General features: G+C 69.2%; 21 protein-coding genes. 7 read left to right on the forward strand and 14 right to left on the reverse strand.

Annotated features, from left to right (window positions below; genetic code table 11):
• Window positions 1-1,172 (forward strand): methyltransferase family protein (locus tag VF592_RS03970; protein WP_331004312.1); only part of this gene is annotated, 1,172 nt, incomplete at its 5' end.
• Here the strand turns inward: VF592_RS03970 and VF592_RS03975 are convergent.
• From VF592_RS03975 to VF592_RS03990, 4 genes are read right to left on the reverse strand one after another with little or no spacing between them, the layout of a single operon-like run.
• Window positions 1,169-2,542: a glutamate--cysteine ligase gene (locus VF592_RS03975; RefSeq protein ID WP_331004313.1), complete on the reverse strand. Its 1,374-nt coding sequence runs from the start codon at window positions 2,540-2,542 to the stop codon at window positions 1,169-1,171. The genes VF592_RS03970 and VF592_RS03975 overlap by 4 nt on opposite strands.
• A 53-nt stretch (window positions 2,543-2,595) precedes the next feature.
• A complete protein-coding gene (locus VF592_RS03980) occupies window positions 2,596-3,336 on the reverse strand; it encodes a 16S rRNA (uracil(1498)-N(3))-methyltransferase (protein ID WP_331004314.1) in 741 nt (246 codons plus the stop codon).
• Entirely contained in the window at window positions 3,336-3,503 is a 168-nt protein-coding gene (locus VF592_RS03985; RefSeq protein ID WP_331004315.1) for a hypothetical protein, read from the reverse strand. Before VF592_RS03985 ends, VF592_RS03980 begins: the two co-directional genes overlap by 1 nt.
• A 16-nt stretch (window positions 3,504-3,519) precedes the next feature.
• Window positions 3,520-3,927: a DUF2147 domain-containing protein gene (locus VF592_RS03990; RefSeq protein WP_331004316.1), complete on the reverse strand. Its 408-nt coding sequence runs from the start codon at window positions 3,925-3,927 to the stop codon at window positions 3,520-3,522.
• A gap of 90 nt (window positions 3,928-4,017) precedes the next feature.
• Here VF592_RS03990 and ubiA point away from each other — a divergent pair, with 90 nt between their 5' ends.
• From ubiA to VF592_RS04005, 3 genes are read left to right on the forward strand one after another with little or no spacing between them, the layout of a single operon-like run.
• Window positions 4,018-4,923, forward strand: a complete 906-nt coding sequence (gene ubiA, locus VF592_RS03995) for a 4-hydroxybenzoate octaprenyltransferase (protein ID WP_331004317.1) — start codon at window positions 4,018-4,020, stop codon at window positions 4,921-4,923.
• Window positions 4,924-4,974: 51 nt separating this feature from the next.
• The gene (locus VF592_RS04000) at window positions 4,975-6,321 is read left to right on the forward strand and encodes a TldD/PmbA family protein (protein ID WP_331004318.1); all 1,347 of its coding nucleotides are present in this window, start codon (window positions 4,975-4,977) and stop codon (window positions 6,319-6,321) included.
• Complete coding sequence (locus VF592_RS04005; protein ID WP_331004319.1) at window positions 6,314-7,090, forward strand: 3'(2'),5'-bisphosphate nucleotidase CysQ; 777 nt, start codon at window positions 6,314-6,316, stop codon at window positions 7,088-7,090. The genes VF592_RS04000 and VF592_RS04005 overlap by 8 nt, the downstream gene beginning before the upstream one ends.
• A 31-nt stretch (window positions 7,091-7,121) precedes the next feature.
• Here VF592_RS04005 and VF592_RS04010 read toward each other — a convergent pair whose 3' ends face one another.
• The 3 genes from VF592_RS04010 to VF592_RS04020 are packed head-to-tail and all read right to left on the reverse strand — an operon-like array spanning window position 7,122 to window position 10,480.
• Window positions 7,122-7,829: a hypothetical protein gene (locus VF592_RS04010; RefSeq protein WP_331004320.1), complete on the reverse strand. Its 708-nt coding sequence runs from the start codon at window positions 7,827-7,829 to the stop codon at window positions 7,122-7,124.
• Window positions 7,829-9,058: a toxic anion resistance protein gene (locus VF592_RS04015; RefSeq protein WP_331004321.1), complete on the reverse strand. Its 1,230-nt coding sequence runs from the start codon at window positions 9,056-9,058 to the stop codon at window positions 7,829-7,831. The genes VF592_RS04010 and VF592_RS04015 overlap by 1 nt, the downstream gene beginning before the upstream one ends.
• Before the next feature lie 45 nt (window positions 9,059-9,103).
• Window positions 9,104-10,480, reverse strand: a complete 1,377-nt coding sequence (locus VF592_RS04020; RefSeq protein ID WP_331004322.1) for a hypothetical protein — start codon at window positions 10,478-10,480, stop codon at window positions 9,104-9,106.
• A 289-nt stretch (window positions 10,481-10,769) separates the two neighbouring features.
• Here VF592_RS04020 and typA point away from each other — a divergent pair, with 289 nt between their 5' ends.
• Entirely contained in the window at window positions 10,770-12,602 is a 1,833-nt protein-coding gene (gene typA / locus VF592_RS04025) for a translational GTPase TypA (protein WP_331004323.1), read from the forward strand.
• Here typA and VF592_RS04030 read toward each other — a convergent pair.
• Together VF592_RS04030 and VF592_RS04035 are read right to left on the reverse strand one after the other, a co-directional pair.
• Window positions 12,599-12,961 carry a hypothetical protein gene (locus VF592_RS04030; protein WP_331004324.1) on the reverse strand — a complete coding sequence of 121 codons (363 nt, stop codon included), beginning with the start codon at window positions 12,959-12,961 and terminating at the stop codon, window positions 12,599-12,601. The two genes, typA and VF592_RS04030, sit on opposite strands and share 4 nt — an antisense overlap.
• Entirely contained in the window at window positions 12,958-13,356 is a 399-nt protein-coding gene (locus tag VF592_RS04035) for an EVE domain-containing protein (protein WP_331004325.1), read from the reverse strand. The genes VF592_RS04030 and VF592_RS04035 overlap by 4 nt, the downstream gene beginning before the upstream one ends.
• 140 nt (window positions 13,357-13,496) lie before the next feature.
• Between VF592_RS04035 and VF592_RS04040 the strand changes: the two genes are divergently transcribed.
• Together VF592_RS04040 and VF592_RS04045 are read left to right on the forward strand one after the other, a co-directional pair.
• Window positions 13,497-13,874: a hypothetical protein gene (locus VF592_RS04040; protein WP_331004326.1), complete on the forward strand. Its 378-nt coding sequence runs from the start codon at window positions 13,497-13,499 to the stop codon at window positions 13,872-13,874.
• Window positions 13,875-13,976: 102 nt separating this feature from the next.
• Window positions 13,977-14,267 carry a DUF3297 family protein gene (locus VF592_RS04045; RefSeq protein ID WP_331004327.1) on the forward strand — a complete coding sequence of 97 codons (291 nt, stop codon included), beginning with the start codon at window positions 13,977-13,979 and terminating at the stop codon, window positions 14,265-14,267.
• On the opposite strand, the gene VF592_RS04050 is transcribed toward VF592_RS04045, so the two are convergent.
• From VF592_RS04050 to VF592_RS04070, 5 genes are all read right to left on the reverse strand, one after another.
• A complete protein-coding gene (locus VF592_RS04050) occupies window positions 14,264-16,123 on the reverse strand; it encodes an ABC-F family ATP-binding cassette domain-containing protein (RefSeq protein ID WP_331004328.1) in 1,860 nt (619 codons plus the stop codon). The two genes, VF592_RS04045 and VF592_RS04050, sit on opposite strands and share 4 nt — an antisense overlap.
• 60 nt (window positions 16,124-16,183) lie before the next feature.
• A complete protein-coding gene (locus VF592_RS04055; protein WP_331004329.1) occupies window positions 16,184-16,873 on the reverse strand; it encodes a hypothetical protein in 690 nt (229 codons plus the stop codon).
• Window positions 16,874-16,949: 76 nt separating this feature from the next.
• The gene (locus tag VF592_RS04060) at window positions 16,950-17,756 is read right to left on the reverse strand and encodes a LytTR family DNA-binding domain-containing protein (protein ID WP_331004330.1); all 807 of its coding nucleotides are present in this window, start codon (window positions 17,754-17,756) and stop codon (window positions 16,950-16,952) included.
• Window positions 17,753-18,919, reverse strand: coding sequence for a sensor histidine kinase (locus VF592_RS04065; protein WP_331004331.1), 1,167 nt, complete (start codon window positions 18,917-18,919; stop codon window positions 17,753-17,755). Before VF592_RS04065 ends, VF592_RS04060 begins: the two co-directional genes overlap by 4 nt.
• 118 nt (window positions 18,920-19,037) lie before the next feature.
• Complete coding sequence (locus tag VF592_RS04070) at window positions 19,038-21,647, reverse strand: TonB-dependent receptor (protein ID WP_331004332.1); 2,610 nt, start codon at window positions 21,645-21,647, stop codon at window positions 19,038-19,040.
• Between the last annotated feature and the right edge of the window lie 95 nt (window positions 21,648-21,742).

The following is a 21,742-nucleotide window of genomic DNA, read 5'->3' on the forward strand; positions in this document are numbered from 1 at the left end:
CCGCGTGGATCGCGGTCGCCAAGCTGTACGGGCTCGACGGGCCTTATTCGGCGCTGGTGAACCTGCTCGCCTGTGCGGTGCCGATGCTGCTATGGTCGGTGCTGGTCGACAAGGTGCACCGCCGCCCCTCGACGGGGATCGACTGGACGGCCGCGCGGCCGTGGCGCGAGACGATCGACGACAGCCTGACCAAGCTGGCGGGCCTGTGGGCGACCTGGGCCGCGATCGCGCTGATCTATGCGACCGGTCGCTTCTATTGGCAGGGCAATTTCCAGTTCGCCATGTGGTGCTTCACCGTGGCCGCGCCGGTGCTGTTCGCGCTGTCGGTGCCCTATGTGCTGTGGATCGACCGGCGTCTCGGCGAGCCCCGTGACGGCGCGCATGCGCTGGGCAGCTGGCTGATGGGTCAACCGCACGATCCCGAGGCGATCTTCGCGCATCTGCGGGCCTGGGGGGTGAAGGCGTTCTTCCTGGCCTTCATGCTGGCGATCGCGCCCGGCGGGTTCGGAGAGATGATCCGCGCCGATTGGGGCGCCGCGCTGCGCGATCCGGTGGCGCTGGCGCGGCTGCTGATCACGATCATGTTCGTCGTCGACGTCGCCTTCGCCAGCGTGGGCTATATCCTGACGATGCGCCCCCTCGACGCGCATATCCGCTCGGCCAACCCCCATGCGGCGGCGTGGATGGCGGCGCTGATCTGCTATCCGCCCTTCATCCTGATGAGCGCCGGCGGGCCGCTCGACTATCATCCGGGCACGTCGGACTGGGTCCATTGGCTAGGCGGCTGGCCCTGGGTGCAGGCGATCGTCGGCGCAGCGCTGGTGGCGCTGACCGCCATCTACGCCTGGGCGACGGTGGCGTTTGGGCTGCGCTTCTCCAACCTCACGCATCGCGGCATCCTGACGCACGGGCCGTACGCATGGTCGCGGCATCCGGCCTATCTGTCGAAGAATCTGTTCTGGTGGCTGTCGACGCTGCCGATGCTGTCGACCGCCGGGCTGGTGGAGGGCGCGCGCGCGACCCTGCTGCTCGCGGCGGTCGGCGGGGTCTATTATTGGCGCGCGCGGACGGAAGAGCGGCATCTGCGTAGCGACCCGGCCTATGCCGAGTATCACGCCTGGATGGCGCGCAACGGCCCGGTGCCGCGCTTCTTCGCCTGGCTGCGCGGTTAGAAGCTTTCCTCGGGATAGACCCGGCTCACATCGCCGCCCCAGACGCCGTGATAGCGGTCGAGCATCCGCTCGGCATGCGTCTTGCCCGACCGCACGACCTCGCGCAGCGGATCCAGGAACCCCGTCTCGTCCTCGCCCGCGAAATTGCCGCGCGCGCGCGCCTTGAGGCCGGCATGGGCGATGTCGAGCACTTCGCCCGCGATGTCGCGCAGGCGTCCGCCGCCGGGAATCGGGGCATCCAGCCCCTGGGCCGGCACCGCGTCGCGCAGCGTCTGGCGTTCGTCCAGCGACCAGTGCCTGACCAGGTCCCACGCCGCGTCGAGCGCGCCCTGGTCGTAGAGCAGCCCGACCCACAAAGCGGGCAGCGCACAGATGCGGTTCCAGGGGCCGCCATCGGCGCCGCGCATCTCTAGGAAGGATTTCAGCCGCACTTCGGGAAAGGCGGTGGACAGGTGATCGGTCCAGTCCTCGATCCTGGGCTTCTCGCCCGGCAAAATCGCCAGCTCGCCGCGCAGGAAATCGCGAAAGCTCAGGCCCGCCGCGTCGAGATAGCGCCCGTCGCGATAGACGAAGTACATCGGCACATCCAACGCATAGTCGCAATAGCGCTCATAGCCGAACCCGTCCTCGAACACGAAGGGCAGCATCCCCGTGCGGTGCGGATCGGTGTCGGACCAGATATGGCTGCGATAGCTCAGCATCCCGTTCGGGCGACCTTCGGTGAAGGGCGAGTTGGCGAACAGGGCGGTGGCGAGCGGCTGGAGCGCCAGGCCGACGCGGAACTTCTTGGCCATGTCGGCCTCGGAGGAATAGTCGAGATTGACCTGGATGGTGCAGGTGCGCAGCATCATGTCGAGCCCCATGGTGCCGACGCGCGGCATATGGTCGAGCATGATCTTGTAACGGCCCTTGGGCATGCGCGGCAGCTCGGCGCGGGTCTTGTCGGGCCACATGCCCAGGCCCAGAAAGCCCAGGCCGAGCCGGTCGCCGACCGCCTTGACCTGCTCCAGATGGCGGCCCGTCTCCGCGCAGGTCTGGTGAAGCGTTTCCAGCGGGGCGCCCGACAGCTCGAACTGGCCGGCCGGCTCCAGGCTGACCGATCCGTCCGCGCCCGCCAGCGCGATCACGCGGCCATTCTCCTCGACGGGGGTCCAGCCGAATTCGGTCAGCGCCAGGAGCAGGTCGCGGATGCCGCCGGGTTCGTCATAGGACGGCGCGCGGTGATCGGCGGTGCGGTAGACGAACTTCTCGTGTTCGGTGCCGATGCGCCAGCGTTCCGGCGGCTTCTCGCCCTTGGCGAAAGTCGCGATGAGCTGGTCGCGCGACTCGATCCGCGTCGAGTTGCTATCCGAAACGGTCTTGGTCGTCATGGCCGGGCCTTAGGCGGGGCGGGGGCAACCGTAAATCCTCCCCGCCCAAAGCATCACCAATCGCCCGCGACGCTCATCCAGATCGCCACGGCGGCGGCGGCGGCGGTGTCGGCGCGAAGGATACGGGGACCGAGCGACACGCCGACCGCCCGGGGCAGCGCGCGGATCGCCTCGCGTTCGGCGTCGGCGAAGCCGCCTTCCGGGCCGATCAGGATCGCGGCGGGGCCGGGGCGGGCGCGCATCGCGGCGGCGGCAGGCTCGCCCCCGGCCTCGTCGGCGAAGAACAGCGCGCGGTCAGCGGGCCAGTCGCGCAGCAGCGTGGCGAGCTTGACCGGATCGGCGAGGACGGGGAGCGCGGTGCGGTCGCATTGCTCGGCGGCTTCGATCATGTGCGCGCGGAGCCGGTCGGTGTTGGGCTTGTCGACGACCGCGCGGCGGGTGAGCACGGGGACGAGCCGCGCCACGCCCAGCTCGCAGGCCTTTTCCGCCACCCAGTCTACACGCCCCTTCTTCAGGGGCGCGGCGCACAGCCACATGTCGGGCACAGGCTCGCGCGGGCGCAGCAGGGTGGTGAGCTGGACATGGAGGTCGCGCTTGCCCGTCGCTTCCACCACCGCCAGCCATTCGCCGCTGCGGTCGTCGAACAGCTTCACCGCGTCGCCGACCTTCAGCCGCATCACCGACAGCAGGTAATGGGCGGGCGGACCGTCGATCCGGCGGGGGCCTTCGGCAAGCGCCGCGTCGACGAACAGGCGGGGGGTGGAGCGCGGCGGCCAGGCCGGGGTGGCGGCCATCAGCGTCTTGCCGTCCGCATCCGCCAGAGCTTGCGCGCCAGCAGCCACGCGCAGGCGAGCCCGAGCGCGCCGACGACCGCCATCGCCGCGACCCCGCCCGCGACGCGCAGGATCGCCCAGAACAACGCCTCGACGAAGCGCCCGATCGCGACCGACAGACCGATCATCGTCGGTTCGGGGCGGTCAACGGACGCGCGTCCATTCCTGCGTCTTGCATCCGAAGCCCGCGAACAGGCAGCCCTCTGCGACGAGCAGGTCGCGGTTCACCTGTTCGAGCGAACCCTCGACGGCGCGGCCCAGGTCGGGGACATAGACCTCGCCATACCACAGGCCGTCCTCGCCACGTTCCAGCCCCCGGAACAGGTCGGTGCCGACGAGGCGCGGCGTGCCGCCCGCCGCCGCCGCCTCCCGCGCGACGGGCGCCGCCTGGACGACGCGCCCGCACAGCCCGCGCCCGCAGCGCTGGACGCGGATGCGCACCGTATCGCGCGCGTTGCGCCAGATGCCCTCGGGACCGGTCGCACGCGGGGCGGCCGGCGCGGCGGTCGCGATCAAGGAGGCAAGGAGCAGGGCGGGAAGTACGCGTTTCATGCCGGAAACATAGGCGCTCGATCGCGCGGGCGAAAGCGTGTCGGTCGACCCCCTTCACCTTGGCGGCGATCTGTCCCATGCGCTCCCGACATGACCTTCTCCACCACCCCCGACAGCCAGCATCGCGGGCTCGTCGCCCGCCTGCCGCGGCGGGTGCGCGGGCTGGCGTTGCTCGCGCGGTTCGATCGGCCGATCGGGTGGTGGCTGCTCTTCTGGCCCGGCGCCTGGGCGGTGGCGCTGGCGGGCGGGGCGATCGAGCGGTGGGACCTGATCGCGTTGCTGCTGGTCGGCAGCATCGCGATGCGCGGCGCGGGGTGCGTGTATAACGATATCGTCGACCGCGATCTCGACGCCCGCGTCGCGCGCACCGCCGCGCGGCCGATCCCCAGCGGGCTGGTGTCGGTGCGCGGGGCCTGGACGTGGCTCGTCGCCCTGTCACTGGTCGGGTTGGTCGTCCTGCTCCAGCTCCGCCCCCCGGCCGCGTTGGTCGCGGTGGCGAGCCTCGCGCCGGTCGCCTGCTATCCTTTCATGAAGCGCATCACCTGGTGGCCACAGGCATGGCTGGGCATCGTCTTTTCCTGGGCGGCCTTGGTCGGCTGGGTGGAGGTGGCGGGCGGGTTTAGCTTAGCGGTGGCGGCGGTCTATCTGGGATCGGTCGCCTGGGTGATCGGATACGACACGATCTACGCGGTGCAGGACATCGACGACGATGCGCTGATCGGGGTGCGGTCCTCCGCGCGCGCGCTGGGCGGGCGGGTGAGGCCGGGCGTGGGCGCCTTTTACGCGCTGGCGGTCGCCGCCTGGGGTGTCGCGATCTGGCGGGTGCGCCCCGATCCGCTGGCGTTGCTCGCCTTGCTCCCGGTCGCGGCGCATCTGGGCTGGCAGGCGGCGACTCTGCGTCCCGCCGACGGTGCGAACGCGCTCGACCGCTTCCGCAGCAACCGCAGCGCCGGGCTGTTGATGTTCCTGGCCTGTCTGGTGGTCGGCACCGCCTGACGCCCGAGGCTGATGGTTGCGCGCGTCCGGCGCGCGGCCTACCTCGCGCCCATGTTGACCCCCGATCAGGCGCGCGACCGCGCCCATGCCATCGTCGAGCGCGCCGTGGCGGCGGGCGCCGACGCCGCCGACGCGGTGTTCGCCGCCGATCGGAGCCTCGACGTCTCCGTCCGCCTGGGCAAGCTGGAGGATGTCGGGCGGTCCGAATCGGGCGAATTGGGCCTGCGCGTCTTCATCGGCGCGCGGTCGGCGAGCGTGTCGAGTTCGGATCTGTCCGACGACGCGGTGGCGACATTGGTCGAACGCGCGGTGGCGATGGCGCGCGAGGCGCCCGAGGATCCCTGGGCCGGGCTGGCACCCGCCGAGCGGCTGATGCGCGGCAACCCGCCGCTCCTGGACCTGGACGACCGCGCCGATCCCGAGCCGCAGGCCCTGCGCGACCTGGCGCTCGCCGCCGAGGACGCGGCGCGCGCGGTGCCGGGCGTCACCAACAGCGAGGGGGGATCGGCCAGCGCCTCGCGCTCGGTCTGGGCGCTCGCCACCAGCCACGGCTTCGCGGGCGCCTATGCCGCGACCGGTTACGGCGTGTCGGCCAGCGTGCTCGCCGGAGAGGGCGGGAACATGCAGCGCGATTACGCCCATCACGGCGCGCGTCACCTGTCGCGGGTCGACCCGCCCGAGGCGATCGGGCGCTTGGCGGGCGAGCGCGCGGTGGCGCGGCTGTCGCCGGGCAAGCCGCGCGCCGGCGCCTATCCGATCGTCTTCGATCCGCGCGTCGGCGCGTCGCTGCTGGGGCATCTGATCGGGGCGATCGGCGGGCAGGCGATCACCCGGCGCACCAGCTTCCTGCTCGACGCGCTGGGCACGGCGGTATTCGCGCCGGGTGTCACGATCCGCGACGATCCGCACCGGCCGCACGGGCTGCGCTCGCGGCCTTTCGACGGGGAGGGACTGCCCGTCTCGCCGACCGAGATCGTCGAGGACGGGATGCTGGAGACCTGGCTGCTCGATTCCGCCTCCGCGCGCCAGCTCGGGCTGGAGCCGACGGGTCATGCCGCGCGCGGCGTCGGCGGCGGGCCGGGCGTGTCGACGAGCAACCTGTTCATGGCGGCCGGCCGCGTGCCCCGCGCGACCCTGATCGCCGACATCGCGGAGGGCGTGCTCGTCACCGAGCTGATCGGCCAGGGCGTCAACGGCGTGACGGGCGATTACAGCCGGGGCGCGTCGGGCTTCCGCATCGTCGACGGCCGGATCGCGGGGTCGGTCGCCGAGTTCACGATTGCGGGAAATCTCAAGGACATGTTCCGCCGGCTCACCCCCGCCAACGACCTGGAATTCCGCCACGGCGTCAACGTGCCGACGATCCGCGTGGACGGCATGACCGTGGCGAGTGGCTGAGGTCGCGAGCGCGCTGCTCGATGGCGTGACTGGGATCGTCGCCGAGGCGGGGCGGATGGCGATGGCGCGGTGGCGGACCGATTTCGACCGCTGGGAAAAGGCGCCGGGCGATCCCGTCAGCGAGATCGATCTGGCGGTCGACCGGCAGCTGCGGGCGGCCCTGGCCGACCTGCTCCCCGATGCGGGATGGCTGTCGGAGGAGACGGCCGACCGCCCCGACCGGCTTGAGTGCGACCATGTGTGGGTGGTCGATCCGATCGACGGCACCCGCGACTATATCCGCGGACGCCGAGGCTGGGCGGTGTCGGTGGCGCTGGTCGAGCGCGGGCGGGTGGTGCTCGGCGTGCTCGACGCCCCGGCGCGCGGCGAGACATGGACCGCGACGCTCGGCGGCGGCGCCTGGCGCGACGGCGTTCGGCTGCGCGCGGGCGACCGGACGGTGCTGACCGGCGCGCGGGTGCCCGCCGACGCGCTGCCCAAGGCGGATCGCGACCTGGTCGCGGTCGCCAAGCCCAACTCGATCGCGCTGCGCGTCGCGATGGTGGCCGCCGACGAAGCCGATCTCGTCGCGACCCGGCGCTGGGGCCATGAATGGGACATCGCCGCCGCCGCGCTGATCGCGAGCGAGGCGGGCGCCACCGTTACCGATGCGCTGGGCGGGGCGATCGGCTTCAACAAGCCCGACCCCCGGGCATTCGGGCTGCTGGTGACCGCGCCGGGCCTGCACGCGGCGGCGTTGGAACGGTTCGAGGGCAGGGCGCGAGGCTGACATTTCCTCCCGCCCGCCGGAACGGAGAGGGTCAGTCGCCCTTGTACTTGATCTCCAAGAACCGGCCGCGGGTTTGTAGCGAGTCGAGATTGCTCTGCGCCAGCCGCTCGGTCATCGCGGCGATCTCGCCGTCGATGAGGCGCAGGCCGTCGACGAGCTGCGCGTCGGGGGTCCGCCCGTTGCGCGGCTGGGCGCGGAGCGGCGCGGGGACCTTCTGATAGTCGCCGACGAACGCGGGCAGTTGCTCGCCGATCAGGCGACGCAGTTCATGGGCGGCCTCGCCCTCATTCTCGATCGCGGCGAGCTGGGGCGTCAATGTTTCCAGCCGGACGCCGATCTGATCGACCAGCGTCCGCGCGGGCGGGGGCAGGGCGGGTCGCTGCGCCTCCAGCCAGCGTTCGGTCTGGGCGGGTAGCGCCTTGATGTCGACCTCGCGCAGCTTGCGTTCCGTCGGGGCTCGGGCGGCGGGGGTCATCGCGATGCCGAGCGTCACCGCCGCCATGAGGAGGAGCACCGCCAGTCCACCAAATAGCCCCAGCGCATGGTTCAAGCCGATCACGCCCGCGGTGACCAGGATAAGCGCATTCACGAAAGCCATCCACACGAGCTTGCGGCCCGCCGATCGCGCCCTGCGCCGCGCGCGCTTGGTGGTGCCCCGGTAATCGGCGGACACGCGCGCCATCACCTCGCGCGCGCGCTCGATCTGCGCGTCGACATCGGTGGGGCCGCGCGACGCCATCACACCGATTCCAGTTTATACGGGCTGGAGGCGGGGCCGGTGAGCGCGCCGGCATTCTGCGCGGCGCCCTCGGCGCGCGCGATATAGCCGCGCGACCGCTCCACCTCGCCCGACAGCGCGTCGACGGTGGTCTTCATCGAATCGAGCGCCTTGAGCTTGAACGTGTCCACCGCGTCCATCGTGTCGTAGATGTTCTGGAACGCCCGCTTCAGCGTATCCAGCGGGATCGTCGCCGACGCCGCCTGTTCGTGGATGCGCGCCGTATTGTCCTTGAGCAGCTTGCCCGTCGAGTCGATCAGCCCGGCCGTGGTCGTGTTGAGCGCGGTGATCGATTCGAGCACCAGTTTCTGGTTGGTCAGCGCCTGCGCGACGGTGACGGCGGTGCGCAGCGCCGAGACGGTGGTGGTCGAGGCGCGGTCGATGCCCTTCACCAGCTCGACATTGTTCTTCTTGACCAGGTCGAGCGCCAGATAGCCCTGCACGGTCACCGCCATCTGCGTCAGCAGGTCCTGCGTGCGCTGGCGGGTGTAGAATAAAGCCGTCTCGCGGATCGCCTTTGCCTTGGCCGGGTCGCTGTGGTCGAGTTCGCCCGCCTTCTCCTCCAGCTTGGCGTCCATCGCCTTGGACAGGTGGATCATCTGCTCCAGCCGACCCATTGCCGCCCACAGATTCGCGCGTTCCGTGTCGATCGCGGCATTGTCCATCAGGAGCTCGTCCTTGCCGCTGGCGAGCGACTTCAGGATCGCGGCGATATGCGTCTGCGAGGATTTATAGCTGTCGAAATAGTCGCGCATCCGGCTGCCGAACGGGATCATCCCGAACAGCTTCTTCGGGGCGGTGAGCGAGCCGCGCTTGCCGGGATCGAGATCCTCGACGACGCGGCGGAGCTGGGCGAGGTCGTTGCCCACCCCCGTCTCCTTGTCCATCGCGCGGATCGGGCGGTCGAGAAAGCGGTTCGACTGGCCCGCCGCCTCGCGAATCTCCTTTTGCCCCATGGCGGTGATCGCGTCGACGCGCCGCCCGAATTCGGGAGAGTTGACGTCCTGTGCCACCAGGTCGGCGACGAAGCCCTCGACCCGCTCGTCGAGCTTCGACTTCACTCCCGCCTCGACGGGCACCAGCCCCGCCGCTTTTGCGGCCGTGACCACGGGCACGGGATCGGGCGCGGTGAGCACCAGTTCCGTTTCGGCGGTCAGGTTCGGGCCGGTCGTCGGCGCAGTCGTCGCCATCATCTCGTCTCCAGTATCGGCGCGCAGAATGACGGCGAACACCCGTCACGGCAAGTGTGTTGGCGATGTAGAACGCCTGACACCAGCTCGCAATGGGCCGTGGGCCGCCGGATGGGGCGCGAGAAGGCGGGCCAGCGTCCAGCCGGCGGCGACGATCAGGAACGGCATCGCGGAATAATGGTAACGGATCTGGCCGGTAAAGGCGAAGGCGGTCAGCGTGGCGAAGGCGGGCATGCAGCCGAGCAGCAGCAACGGCCAGCGCGCTTCCGGGCCGCGCCAGCGCGCGCGGCCAGCCGTCCAGAGCGCGACGGCGGCGAGCGCGAGAAGCGCCAGATAGAAAAGCTGGTTCAACGCCTGCACCGCGCGCCAGAGGCCCGATCGGGCCGGATAGGTGGCATGGAGCCCCCAAAAGGCGTCGCTGTCCTTGAGCCAGAGCAGGGCGACCTTGCGGACGCCGAGCGCGGTCCAGCGACCGGGATGGTCGGCGATCCAGCGTGTCGCGGCGACCTTGAAGTGGCGATCGAGTTCCACCTGGCGCTCGACCCGCTGGGCATAGGGGATGGGAACGACCTGATCCCAGACGGGGGTGCGTTCCCAAGCGTACCAGCCACCGGTCGTGCGGTCGTTGGCGCCGTAATAGAGCGCGATGCCGCCATTGGTGGAAACAGGGACGAAGGCGCCCAGCTCGCGCCAGTTGCGCCAGGTCCAGGGGGCGACGACGGCGGCCAGCGCGAGATGGACGAGAAGCGCGACGCGCAGGCCGTCGCGCCAGCGGACATCGCGATAGACGATCATGAGCGCGACGATCGCGCCGATGGGAAAGAGCAGTAGCTGCGCGCGCATCAGCGTCGCCGCGCCGAACAGCAGCCCGGCGGCGACCAGCAGTGCGGCCCGGCGGCGGCCGGCGATCAGCAGCGCGAACGCGGCCATGGCGAGCGCGGTCGAGGTGGTTTCCGACGCGGTCTGGCCGGCATAGACGATGTGGGCGGGATACAGCGCATAAAGCAGCGCGGCGAGCCTCGCCGCCAGCTCGCCCGCGCCGAGATGCCGCGCGAACCAGAGGATCAGCGCCAGCGTCGCGGCGGCGGCGGCGAGATTCAGGAGCAGCGGGCCGAGCAGCGAGGGGCCGAACGCGGTCTGGCTGGCGGCGAGCAGCGCCGGATAGCCGACGGGCCAAAAAGCGGTCGGGTGGCCCTTCTCCTGATAGCCGAGCCCGCGTACCAGATCGGCGGCGCGGTCGAGATACCACAGGCTGTCCGAGACCGGCTGCTGCGGCAGGACGAGCATGATGGCGAGGCGCAACGCCAGCGCCAGCGTCATGATCGCGGGCACGATCCAGCGGGCCTGCGTGAACCGCGCCGCGATGCGCGCCGTCGCCATTCCCGCCGTCGTTCCCGTTGCCGCCATCCCCGCCCTGGCCATCTTCCCGTCGCCTTCCCCATTCCCGCCGCCGGCATCATCATCGTCGACGCGACAAGCAGCAAGACGGGCGGGAAGGCGAGCCGTGTTCGCGGTTAACGCGGCTTTTCCCGGGGCGCTCGCCGGCCGATCGACGAACGCGACGCGCCGATGTGCGATCGCGGGACGGATGGCGGGGGAAAAGGCGACGGACGGGACGGGTCGTCGGGCAATCGTCGCGCCGCCCTTCCCGCAACGCACCAATTCGGCTATGGGCGCGCCCAATATCCCTTCACGCATATCAGGAATTTCCATGAGCCTCCGCAATGTGGCCATCATCGCGCACGTCGATCACGGCAAGACCACGCTCGTCGACCAGCTCTTCCGCCAGTCGGGCACCTATCGCGACAATCAGCGCATCGAAGAGCGCGCGATGGATTCGAACGACCTCGAAAAGGAGCGCGGGATCACCATCCTCGCCAAATGCACCTCGGTCGAATGGCATGGGGTGGCGGGCGACACGCGCATCAACATCGTCGACACGCCCGGCCACGCCGATTTCGGCGGCGAGGTGGAGCGCATCCTGTCGATGGTCGACGGCGTGATCCTGCTGGTCGACGCCGCCGAGGGCGCGATGCCGCAGACCAAGTTCGTGACCGGCAAGGCGCTGGCACTGGGTCTGAAGCCCATCGTCGTGGTCAACAAGATCGACCGTTCGGACGCGCGCGCGCAGGAAGTGCTCGACGAGGTGTTCGACCTGTTCGTCTCGCTGGAGGCCAATGACGAGCAGCTCGATTTCCCCGTGCTCTTCGCGTCGGGCCGCAACGGCTATGCCGGCGACAATCCCGACGTGCGCGAGGGTACGCTGGCGCCCCTGTTCGAGAAGATCGTCGAGCATGTCCCTGCGCCCGCGGCCGATCCCGACGGGCCGTTCAAGTTCCTGGTCACGCTGCTGGACCGCGACAATTTCCTCGGCCGTATCCTGACCGGGCTCGTCGCCTCGGGCTCGATCCGGGTCAACGCGCCGATCCACGCGCTTGATAACGACGGCAACATCGTCGAAACGGGCCGCGCGTCCAAGCTGATGGCATTCCGGGGACTGGAGCGCGTTCCTGTGGAGGAGGCGCAGGCCGGCGACATCATCTCGCTCGCCGGACTGACGGTGGCGACCGTGGCGAATACCATCGCCGACCCGAGCGTTACCGAGCCGCTCCACGCCCAGCCGATCGATCCCCCCACGCTGTCGATGCGCTTCGCGGTGAACGACAGCCCGATGGCGGGTCGCGAGGGGTCGAAGGTCACCAGCCGCATGATCCGCGACCGGCTGCTCCGCGAGGGCGAGTCGAACGTCGCAATCAAGGTGACCGAGGCCGCCGACCGCGACAGCTACGAGGTCGCCGGGCGCGGCGAGCTCCAGCTCGGCGTGCTGATCGAGACGATGCGCCGAGAAGGCTTCGAACTCGGCATCAGCCGCCCGCGCGTGCTGTTCCGCGACGGCGAGGGCGGCCGCGAGGAGCCGTACGAGACGGTCGTGATCGACGTCGACGACGAATATTCGGGCACGGTCGTCGAGAAGATGGCGAGCCGCAAGGGCGACCTGACCGACATGCGCCCCTCGGGCGGCGGCAAGACGCGCATCACCTTCTCCGCGCCCAGCCGCGGGCTGATCGGCTATCATGGCGAATTCCTGTCCGACACGCGCGGCACGGGCATCATGAACCGGCTGTTCGAGAGATACGGTCCCCACAAGGGCCCGATCGAGGGCCGCAAGAACGGCGTCCTCATCTCCAACGGCTCTGGCGAGGCGAACGCCTATGCGCTGGGTCCGCTCGAGGAGCGCGGGATCATGATGGTCGCCCCCGGCGAGGCGCTCTATGAGGGCATGATCATCGGCGAGAACGCCAAGACCGACGACCTCGAAGTCAATCCGATGAAGGCCAAGCAGCTCACCAACTTCCGCGCCTCGGGCGGCAAGGACGACGCGATCCGCCTGACCCCGCCCAAGCGGCTGACGCTGGAACAGGCGATCGCGTACATCGACGACGACGAGATGGTCGAGGTGACGCCGAAGTCGATCCGCCTGCGCAAGCGCCACCTCGACCCGCACGAGCGCAAGAAGGCCAGCCGGGCCAAGCAGGCGGCCTAAATCCGGGACAAGGCGGTGTCGAGCGCGGCGATCAGCGCCTCGACCCCGTCGATCCGATCGAGCGTCCCCGCGTCCACCAGGAGGCGGGGATCGTCGTGTCCGGCATCGAGCAGGATGGCGGGTAGCGGAACCGCGACGCCGGGATAGGCGCGTGCGAACGCGCCGCGATGCAGGAACCGAGCGGGGTAGGGGACGGACCGCAAATAGGCTCGCCACTCCGGCCGCATCCGCACCGCGCCATAGGTGATCGCGCAGAGCGAGCAGGGATAGCTGTCCGGCGAGACGAGCTTGTGGACCGCGTCGCCGATCGCGGCGAACAGGCCGTCATCGGCGTTGTAGACGAACAGCAGCGTGGTCACTCGGCCATCTCCACCAGCACCGCCCATTCCGCCTCTCCGACCGGCGACACCGACAGGCGGGGCCGGCGCAATATCGCCATGCCGGCGAGGCGGGGGTCGGTCTTCATCGCGGAGAGGGTAACGGGGCGCGGGAGGGGCGCGACGGGCTCGATCGTGACCGACACCCAATTCCCGTCTGCGCCGTCCTTGCGCGCCTCCCGCGCCACGCGGACGATGCCGACCGCCGCCTTGTCCGCGCCCGAATGGTAGAGGAGCGCCAGGTCGCCTTCCCGCATCGCCCGGAGGTGGTTGGCGGCGGCGGCGTTGCGCACGCCGTCCCATTCGGTGCCGCCGTCCCGCACCAGGTCGGCCCAGCCATAGCTGCCGGGTTCGGTCTTGAGCAGCCAGTGCGCCATGCCATCCACTCCCGTTCCTGAACGACCCGTTCTACCCCGGTTCAGATCGACCCGGCTAAACCCCTGGATACGCTCGCATCGTTAGGCGTTTCTAGAGCGGACTGAGCGTAATTGTGAGGAGGTCTGTTATGGGTAATCTGATGACGAAGGCGGTCCTGGGCGTAACGCTCGCGGCGACCGCGTTGACCGCGGCGGCTCCGGCCGACGCGCAGCGCTACCGGCGCTACAATCGCGGCGGCGGCGACGTGGCGGCGGGCGCGGTGCTCGGCGGCATTGTCGGGCTGGGCATCGGCGCGGCGATCGCGTCGAGCAACCGCAACCGCTTCTACGACCGGCGCTTCTACGGTGGCGGCTATTATCCGCGCGGCTACGCGTTCGATCGCGGCTATGTCGTTGATCGGCGCTTGGCGCGTCAGCAGCGCCGTGCCTACCGCAACGGCTATCGCGACGGGTTCGGCGGTGGCTATTACCAGCCTCGCGGCTATTACCCCGCCCCGCGCGGCTATTACGGCTACTGACGCCGGCTTCGGCGGATCGTGGGACAGGAGCGGCGCGGGGTCATCGACCTCGCGCCGCTTTTTTGTGGCGGGGCGAGCGCCGATGCGGTTAGGGCGCGTGCCATGACCGACACCGCTCCCGACCGCCTGTCCACCAACCCCGACAGTCCCTATTTCGACGAAGCGCTGCTCGCACGCGGCGTGGGCATCCGCTTCAAGGGCACGGAGCGCCACGACGTCGAGGAATATTGCCTGTCCGAGGGCTGGATCCGCGTCGCGCTGGGCAAGAAGGTCGACCGGCGCGGCCGCCCGCTGACGCTCAAGCTGTCCGGCGAGGTCGAGGCCTGGATCGAACGGCCCGCCGTCGGCGCGGACGAGGCGGACCCCGAGCCGACCGAGACGCCCCAGCCCTAGGCCGCTTCCTCCAGCACCGCGCTGGCCGCCAGCCAGCGCGCCTCGGCCGCCTCGACCTTGGCCTGCAGCTCGGCGCGGCGCTTCATCAGGTCGGTCATGCTCAGGCGGGCGAGCTGCGGATCGGCCGCCTTGGGGTCGAACATCGCCTTGTCGATCGCGTCGCGTTGGGCGGTCAGCCGCGCGGCCTCGGCCTCCGAGTCGCGTAATTTCTGGCGGGCGAGCTTGTCCGCCTCGCGCGCGGCGGCGGCGAGCCGCTTGTCCTCCTTGCGGTCCTTCTTCGACGCGGCCGGCTTGCTGTCGCCGGTCAGCACCAGCCGGATATAATCGTCGAGCGTCCCGTCGAACTCGCGCGCGGTGCCCTCGTCGACGAGCACCAGCCGGTCGGCGGTCATCTCTAGCATGTGGCGGTCGTGGCTGACGACCACCACCGCGCCTGTGTAGCTGTTCAGCGCCTGGACCAGCGCCTCGCGCGCATCGACGTCCAGATGGTTGGTCGGCTCGTCGAGGATCAGCAGGTGCGGCGCGTCGCGCGTCACCAGCGCCAGCGCCAACCGCGCGCGCTCGCCGCCCGACAACCGGCCCACTTTCGTGATCGCCTTGTCCCCCGAAAAGCCGAAGCGCCCCAACTGCCCCCGTACGGCCGCCGGGCTCGCCCCGCGCATGACGCGCGCCATATGCTCCAGCGCGGTGTCGTCGCCGTCCAGCTCCTCGACCTGATATTGGGTGAAATAGCCCACCTTCATCTTGGCGGAGGACGCCATCTCGCCCTCCATCGCCGTCAATTGGGCGGCGAGCAGCCGCGCCAGCGTGGTCTTGCCGTTACCGTTGCGGCCGAGCAGCGCGATCCGGTCATCGGGGTCGAGCCGCAGGTTCAGCCGCTTCAGGATCGGCACGTTGCCGTAACCGACGCTCGCCATGTCGAGCGTGATGAGCGGCGGGCGCAGCTCGGTCGGATCGGGAAAGTCGAAGCGCAGCGAAGGGTCCTCGTGCAGCTCGGCGATAGGCTGCATCTTGCTGAGCGCCTTGGCGCGGCTCTGCGCCTGCTTGGCGGTCGAGGCGCGGGCCGAGTTGCGCGCGATATAATCCTGCAGCTTGGCGCGCTGGGTCGCCTGAGCGGTGCGCGCCGCCTCGATCTGCGCGAGCCGCTCGGCGCGCTGGCGCTCGAACGCATCGTAACCGCCGGGATAGAGCTGCACCTTGCCGCCGCTCAGGTGCAGGATGTGGTCGACGACGTTGTTGAGGAAGTCGCGCTCATGGCTGACGACGACGATCGTCGCCCGGTAGGAGCGCAGGAAATCCTCCAGCCACAGCACCGCTTCGAGATCGAGATGGTTGGACGGCTCGTCGAGCAGCAGCAGGTCGGGCTGCGAGAACAGGAGCGCGGCAAGGCCGACACGCATCTTCCACCCGCCCGAGAAGCTGTCGAGCGGCCGCCCCTGCGCCTCCTCGTCGAAGCCAAGCCCCGACAGGATGCGCGCCGCGCGGCCGGGCGCGGCATAGGCGTCGATCGCCAGCAGCCGTTCATGGACATGGCCCAGCCGGTCGGGGTCGTGGCAGGTCTCGCTCTCCTTCAGCAGCGCCGCGCGCTCCGTATCGGCGGCGAGCACGGTCTCGAACGGGGTGGCGGGCCCGGTGGGCGCCTCCTGCTCCAGATAGCCGATGCGGGCGCCGCGCGGCATGTCGGCCGACCCGTCATCGGGATCGAGCAGCCCGGCGATGACGCGCACCAGTGTCGACTTGCCCGCGCCGTTGCGCCCGATCAGCCCCACGCGCGAGCCGGGCGGCAGCGACGCGGAGGCGCGGTCGAGGATGACGCGCCCGCCAAGGCGGACGGTTACGGCATCTAGGGTAAGCATGATGCGCGGGTCCTTAGCAGATGTTGCGGTGCGGCGCGAGCATGTCCGCCGCCTGCCCGCTCAGTTCCCGTCGATACGCCCGAAGGGCAGCATCAGCGAGGCGAGCTTGCGGGTCGCGTCCTTGTCGCCCGCGCGCAGAGGCTTCAAGACCGCCGCGGCGCCGCGTTGCAGCTGGCGGTCGATGGCGGTGGGCGTCGCGCCGCGGGCCGCGGCCTCGACGAGCGCGCGGCCGCGCGGGTCCGTCGGGTCCATCTCCAGGCGCAGCATCCCGGCCAGCGCCGGGAACATCGCGCGTCCCCCGCCCAGCGCGACCGCGCGATCGAGCGCCGCGATCCCTGCGGACTTGCTCGCCCCCAGCGCCGCACGCGCGACCATCCGGCCCAGCTTGTGGACGGCGCCCATATGCCAGGCGCCGAGCACCACCTGGCGTTCGGGATCGCCCGGAACGCGGGCGACGAGCTGTTCCATCACCTTGCGCGCGGCGATCGCGTCGCTCCGGCTGCCGGTGAGCTTGGCGCGATAGCCCAACGCGGTCGCCTGCATCAGCGCGGCCTCGCGGTCGTTCGGCGATCGCTGAAGCTGGGCGGCGGCGGCGGCATGGGCGAGCGCGACCCGCTTGATCGCCACGGCCTTGTCGCGGTCGTGGAACGAGGCATGGGTCAGGAGGTCGCGCGGCGTTTCCGCGCGCACGGTCGCGCCTGCGCAGATCAGCGCGATACCCGCCAGCGCGGCCCTGGCTTCAGTCAACATCCGGCAAGCGACCCTTCGTCGTTTCCGAAGGGCTTAGCCGCAACCGGCCGGGCTTGGGACCCCCAATATGCCGCGCTCAATGGACGAAGCGCGCCACCACGTCGCGGTAGGAGCGCGACACCTTCACGCTGGCGCCCGACCCCAGCACCAGGAAGCATTCGCCATTGGTGTGCGGCTTGACCTGCTTGACCAGGTCGAGATTGACGATGGTCGAGCGGTGCACGCGCTGAAAGCGGCGGGGATCGAGGCGCTTCTCCAGATCCTTCATCGTCTCGCGCAGGATCAGCGTGTTGTCGCCGGTATAGATGCACATGTAATCGCCCGCCGCGTCGATCCGTTCGATCGTGTCGACATCGACGCGGAATATCTGCCCGCGATCCTTGATGTTGATCAGCTTCTCGAAGCGGTTGGAGGCATGATCGCCCGCATTCGCCTCGCCCGCCATGTCGTCGACCGCGTCGGGGGCGACCTCGGCGAGGACTTCCTTCAGCTTCTCCGTCTCCTCGGCGCCGCGCTTGTCCGACAGGCGCTGGCGCACGCGGTCGAGCGTGTCGGCGAGGCGCGACTCCTCGACGGGCTTCATCAGATAGTCGACCGCCTGCGCCTCGAACGCCCGGAGCGCATGGTCGGAATAGGCGGTGACGAAGACGAAGAGCGGCGGCTCCACCTCCATAAGCCCCTGGACGACCGAGAAGCCGTCGAAGCCGGGCATCTGGATGTCGAGCAGCACCAGGTCCGGCTTGTGCGTCTTGATCGAGCGGATCGCCTCGCGGCCGTTCTGGCACCGGTCGACGATCTCGACATCGGGATGCGCCATGAGGCGGATTTCCAGGCCCTGGATCGCCAGCGGCTCGTCGTCGACGAGAATGGTGCGGATGGTCATGCGGCTTCCTTGTTCAGGTCCCGGTTCACGTCGTCGAGCTGGAACGGGATCTCGATCTCGACCGAGAACCCGCCCGCCGGGGTGGAGCGGGTATCGAAGCGATGGTTCGGGCCATAGGCCTGGACCAGTCGCTCGCGTATATTGGTGAGCCCCACCCCGGTTGAAAGTGCGTGGGACGGGGTCGGCGCGCGCGACGCGTCGCGCAAGCCCGGGCCGGTGTCGGATACGGCGATCCGCACCCGTTCCCCGGCCAGTTGCACCAGCACGCTGATCTCGGCGCCTTCCTCCTGCGGGGTGACCGCATATTTGATCGCATTCTCGACCAGCGGCTGCAGCAGGAGCGAGGGCAGGCGCGCGCGCTCGACGCGGGGGTCGACTTCGAATGACGGGCGCAGCCGTTCCTCGAAGCGCATCTTCTCGATCTCGAGATACAGCTTCAGCGTCTCCACCTCCTGCGCGACGGTCACATGTGCGGTGGGTTCGTTGGCGAGCGTGTAGCGCAGGAAGGAGGAAAGCCGCGACAGCATCGCATTGGCGCGCTCGGTCTGCTTGAGCAGCACCAGGGTCGAGATCGAGTTGAGGGTGTTGAACAGGAAATGAGGATTGAGCTGGTAGCGCAGCATCGCCAGCTGCGCCGAGCTGGCCTGCATCTCCAATACCTTGAGCTCGTCGATCTGCTGCTCGACGATCAGGTAGAAGTTGATCCCGAAATAGAGAGCCGACCAGCCCGCCAGCACGGTGAAGTTGAGGAACACCGACCCCAGCACCAGCGTCAGGCTGAGCCCCGGCGACGCCTCCTTCAGGAACGAGAAGGTGAAGGCGTCGATCACCGCATAAAGAAAGGTCGCCGCGACCAAGGTCGCGATGGCGAGCAGCACGCCGGGCACGCGCCCCATCCGGCGATAGCCGCCATAAAGCGTCGACAGCAGCAGCGTCAGGCAATAGCCGACGATCGCCTCGACGATGACGGGGATGATCACGTCGAGCTGCGGCCCGTTCGAGATCGACGACACCCCGCGCAGCAGCAGATAGCCGCTCCACCCCACCGCCTGGAGCGTCCAGAAGGCGCGCGTCTTGTTCTCGAAGAACGGCCGCGCGCCGAGCACGCGCGCGCGCAGGCCCGAATGGTCGAGGGGCGGGGAGGGGGGTGCGAGCGTGGCCATGGGATGCGGCGGTTATAGGCGCGCGAGCGACGACGGGGAACCCGGCGCCGCCCTTAAAGCGAAAGCCGCCGCCCCGGTGGGGGCGACGGCTTTCGCCTGTTTCGATCGAGCCGACGTTCTAGAACTCGAACCGCACGCCCGCCGTGAAGGTACGCGGGAAGCCGACGGAAAAGTTCGGGTTGGCCCCGGCGATGCCGCCGGTGAACGACCCGTTCGCGTTCTGCACCGCCCCGATCGTTCCCGCCGAGGTCTGGGTAGAGATGTTGCCGAAATAGAACTCGTCGAACACGTTCTGCACGTTCAGCTGGACGAAGGTGCGCGGCAGGCCGAGCGATTCGAGGCTGTAGCGCACGTCCAGATCGACCAGCGTGTAGTCGGAGACCACCACGTCGTTGACGTCCGTCGCGAACCGCTCGTCGACATATTTGGCCTGCACGCCGACATCCAGGCCGCCATAGGAGAACTGCGCCCGACCGCCGACCTGGTATTCCGGCGTCTCGGGAAGCTGCTTGCCGCGCGTCGGTGCGAAGATCTGGAGACCGCTCGCATCGCTGCCGAGCAGCACGTCCGACTGGAACTCGGACTTGGTGTACGATCCGAAGGCGGTCAGCGCGAGGAAGTCGACCGGGCGCACCGTGACGCTCACGTCCGCTCCATAGCTTTCGACGCGGCCGACGTTGCGGTCGACCGAGATTCCCTGATCGACGTCGAACGAGGTCACGATGCGGTTCTTGTACCCGATGAACCAGCCCACCGCTTGGGCCTGGATGCGCCGGGAGGTGTAGCGCAGCCCCAGATCGAACGTGTCCGTCGTCTCCGGGTCGATCTCGACGCGCGGCGCACGGTAGAGGTTGTCGGTACGCGGTGAGGAGAAGCCCTTGGCGTAGCTACCGAACATGCTCACGCCTTCGAGCGAGTCCGAAAACTTGTACACGAAACCGGCGTTGGGCAGGATGGAGTCGAACTTGTAGTTGGCGGCGAAGGGCGCGAAATACGGTGTGGCGCCCGTCGTCGGCACTACCGCGTCCGGCGCGATGACGCGCAGGGTGGAGAGCGGCTCGCTGGTGCAGTAGGCGAAGCCGCTGCCCCGTGCCTCGATCGGGCAGAAGGTCTCCAGGTCGCGCTCGAAGAACGGCGCGCGCAGACCGATCTGGACGCGGAACGCGTCGTCGAAGAAGTTGCCCACATATTCCGCCGACACCTGGTTCAGGAGCGCGACCGAGAGGCGATCACGCTGCTGGAACTGGAAGCCGTCTGCGGTGACCACGTCGGTCCCGTTGCGTCCGCCGAACGGGTTCTCCGGATTGCCGACGGTGTCGAGGAAGCCCCACTCGCCGGTCTGGCGATGGCGGCCGCGGTCATAGGTGTAGGCGACGCGAGCGAGATTGTCGTCGTCGAAGCGATAGATGAGCGACGCCAGCGCGGTCACGCGGCGGGTGCTGGTGTTATTGGGCGTGTAAAAGCGCGCGATGTCCGGCTGGAAGGTCGGAACCCCGTTCACCAGGACCGTACCGCCAAAATTGCCGTCGCCGTTGAAATCGACGCCGCCCGCCGTCGTCGAGCCGCCGCGCGCGCGGGCGCTGTTCTCCGCCAGCACCGACGTGCCGCCGCCGTTCGCCAGCACGTACTGGAACGCCACGTCGGCCGTGAGCGTAAGCTTTTCGGTGAGCGAGAAGCGCGAGTTGGCGCGGACGTTGCCCGTGTTGGACGGGTTCTGGAAGAGGTTGAAGTAGTTGGTGCAGGTGTTCGTCTCGTTCTGCGGACCCGCGCCCGGCGTCGGACGCGCGCAGAACCGGTCGCGCTCGATCCCGAAGATCGCTTCCTCCTGCGCGCCCGTGAAGTTGCCGCCCACCTCGATCGGATTGGCGGAGCTGAACGCGGTCGCTGCCGGGATGATCGTGGTCCCGAACGCGCCGCGCAGGTCGGTGATCGACGGGTTGCGATAGAAGTTGCTGCGGTTCTGGTTGTAATGCGCCGACACGCGGATGAAGTCGCCATTGCCGCCGATCGGCTGATAGATGCCGCCGTTAAACTGCTGCTTGTAGATGCGGCCCGGGCCCTTGAACTTGTCATTGCTCGCGGTGGACGCGGCGATGAACAAGCGGGTGCCCGACGCGGTCAGGTTGCCCGACTGAAGCAGCACGAAAGCGCGGGTGAAGTCATCCTCGCCTGCGGTGAAACTGCCGGTCGCCGACATCTCCTCCCGCGGGATGATGGTGCGGTAGTTGATGGTGCCCCCCGCGGCGCTCGCGGTCGGGCTGTCGACGTCGGTCGCGCCCAGATTGACGTTGATCTCGTCGACCAGCTCGGAGTCGAGCTGCTGGTTGGAGAAGATCGCGTAATTGCCCGTATCGTTAAGCGGAAAGCCGTCGAAGGTCAGCGAAATGCGGTTGCCGTCGAAGCCGCGGATGCGGATGTTGCCGCCCGACGAGCCGTACGGGTCCGACTGGGTGAAGTTGACGCCCGGCACGATGTTAAGGGCGTTCAGCACCGTGTTGCCCGGCGTGCCACGCTGCAGGAACTCGTTGGTCAGGACCTGACGTGCCTTGGGGCTGTCGGGAATCTGGATGCCCTCGATGCCTTGGCTCACACGGCTGCCGGTGACGACCACTTCTTCGGTGGCCTCGGCTTCGGCGTTCAGCTCGACCGAGCCGGTGGACTGCGCCCAGGCCGAGGCCGGCGCGAAGAGCGCGACGGCGGCCGCGCCGAACAGGAACTTGTTCCGCATTGAATTTCCCCTGAGGAGCCTAATTGTCCGGTTCGGCGACTCCGGTCGCCGTTCCGAGGTGCCCTGCGCGATCATTATTGCGCTTCGATGACAAA

It is taken from the genome of Sphingomonas sp., assembly GCF_036388435.1.
GTDB lineage: Bacteria > Pseudomonadota > Alphaproteobacteria > Sphingomonadales > Sphingomonadaceae > Sphingomonas.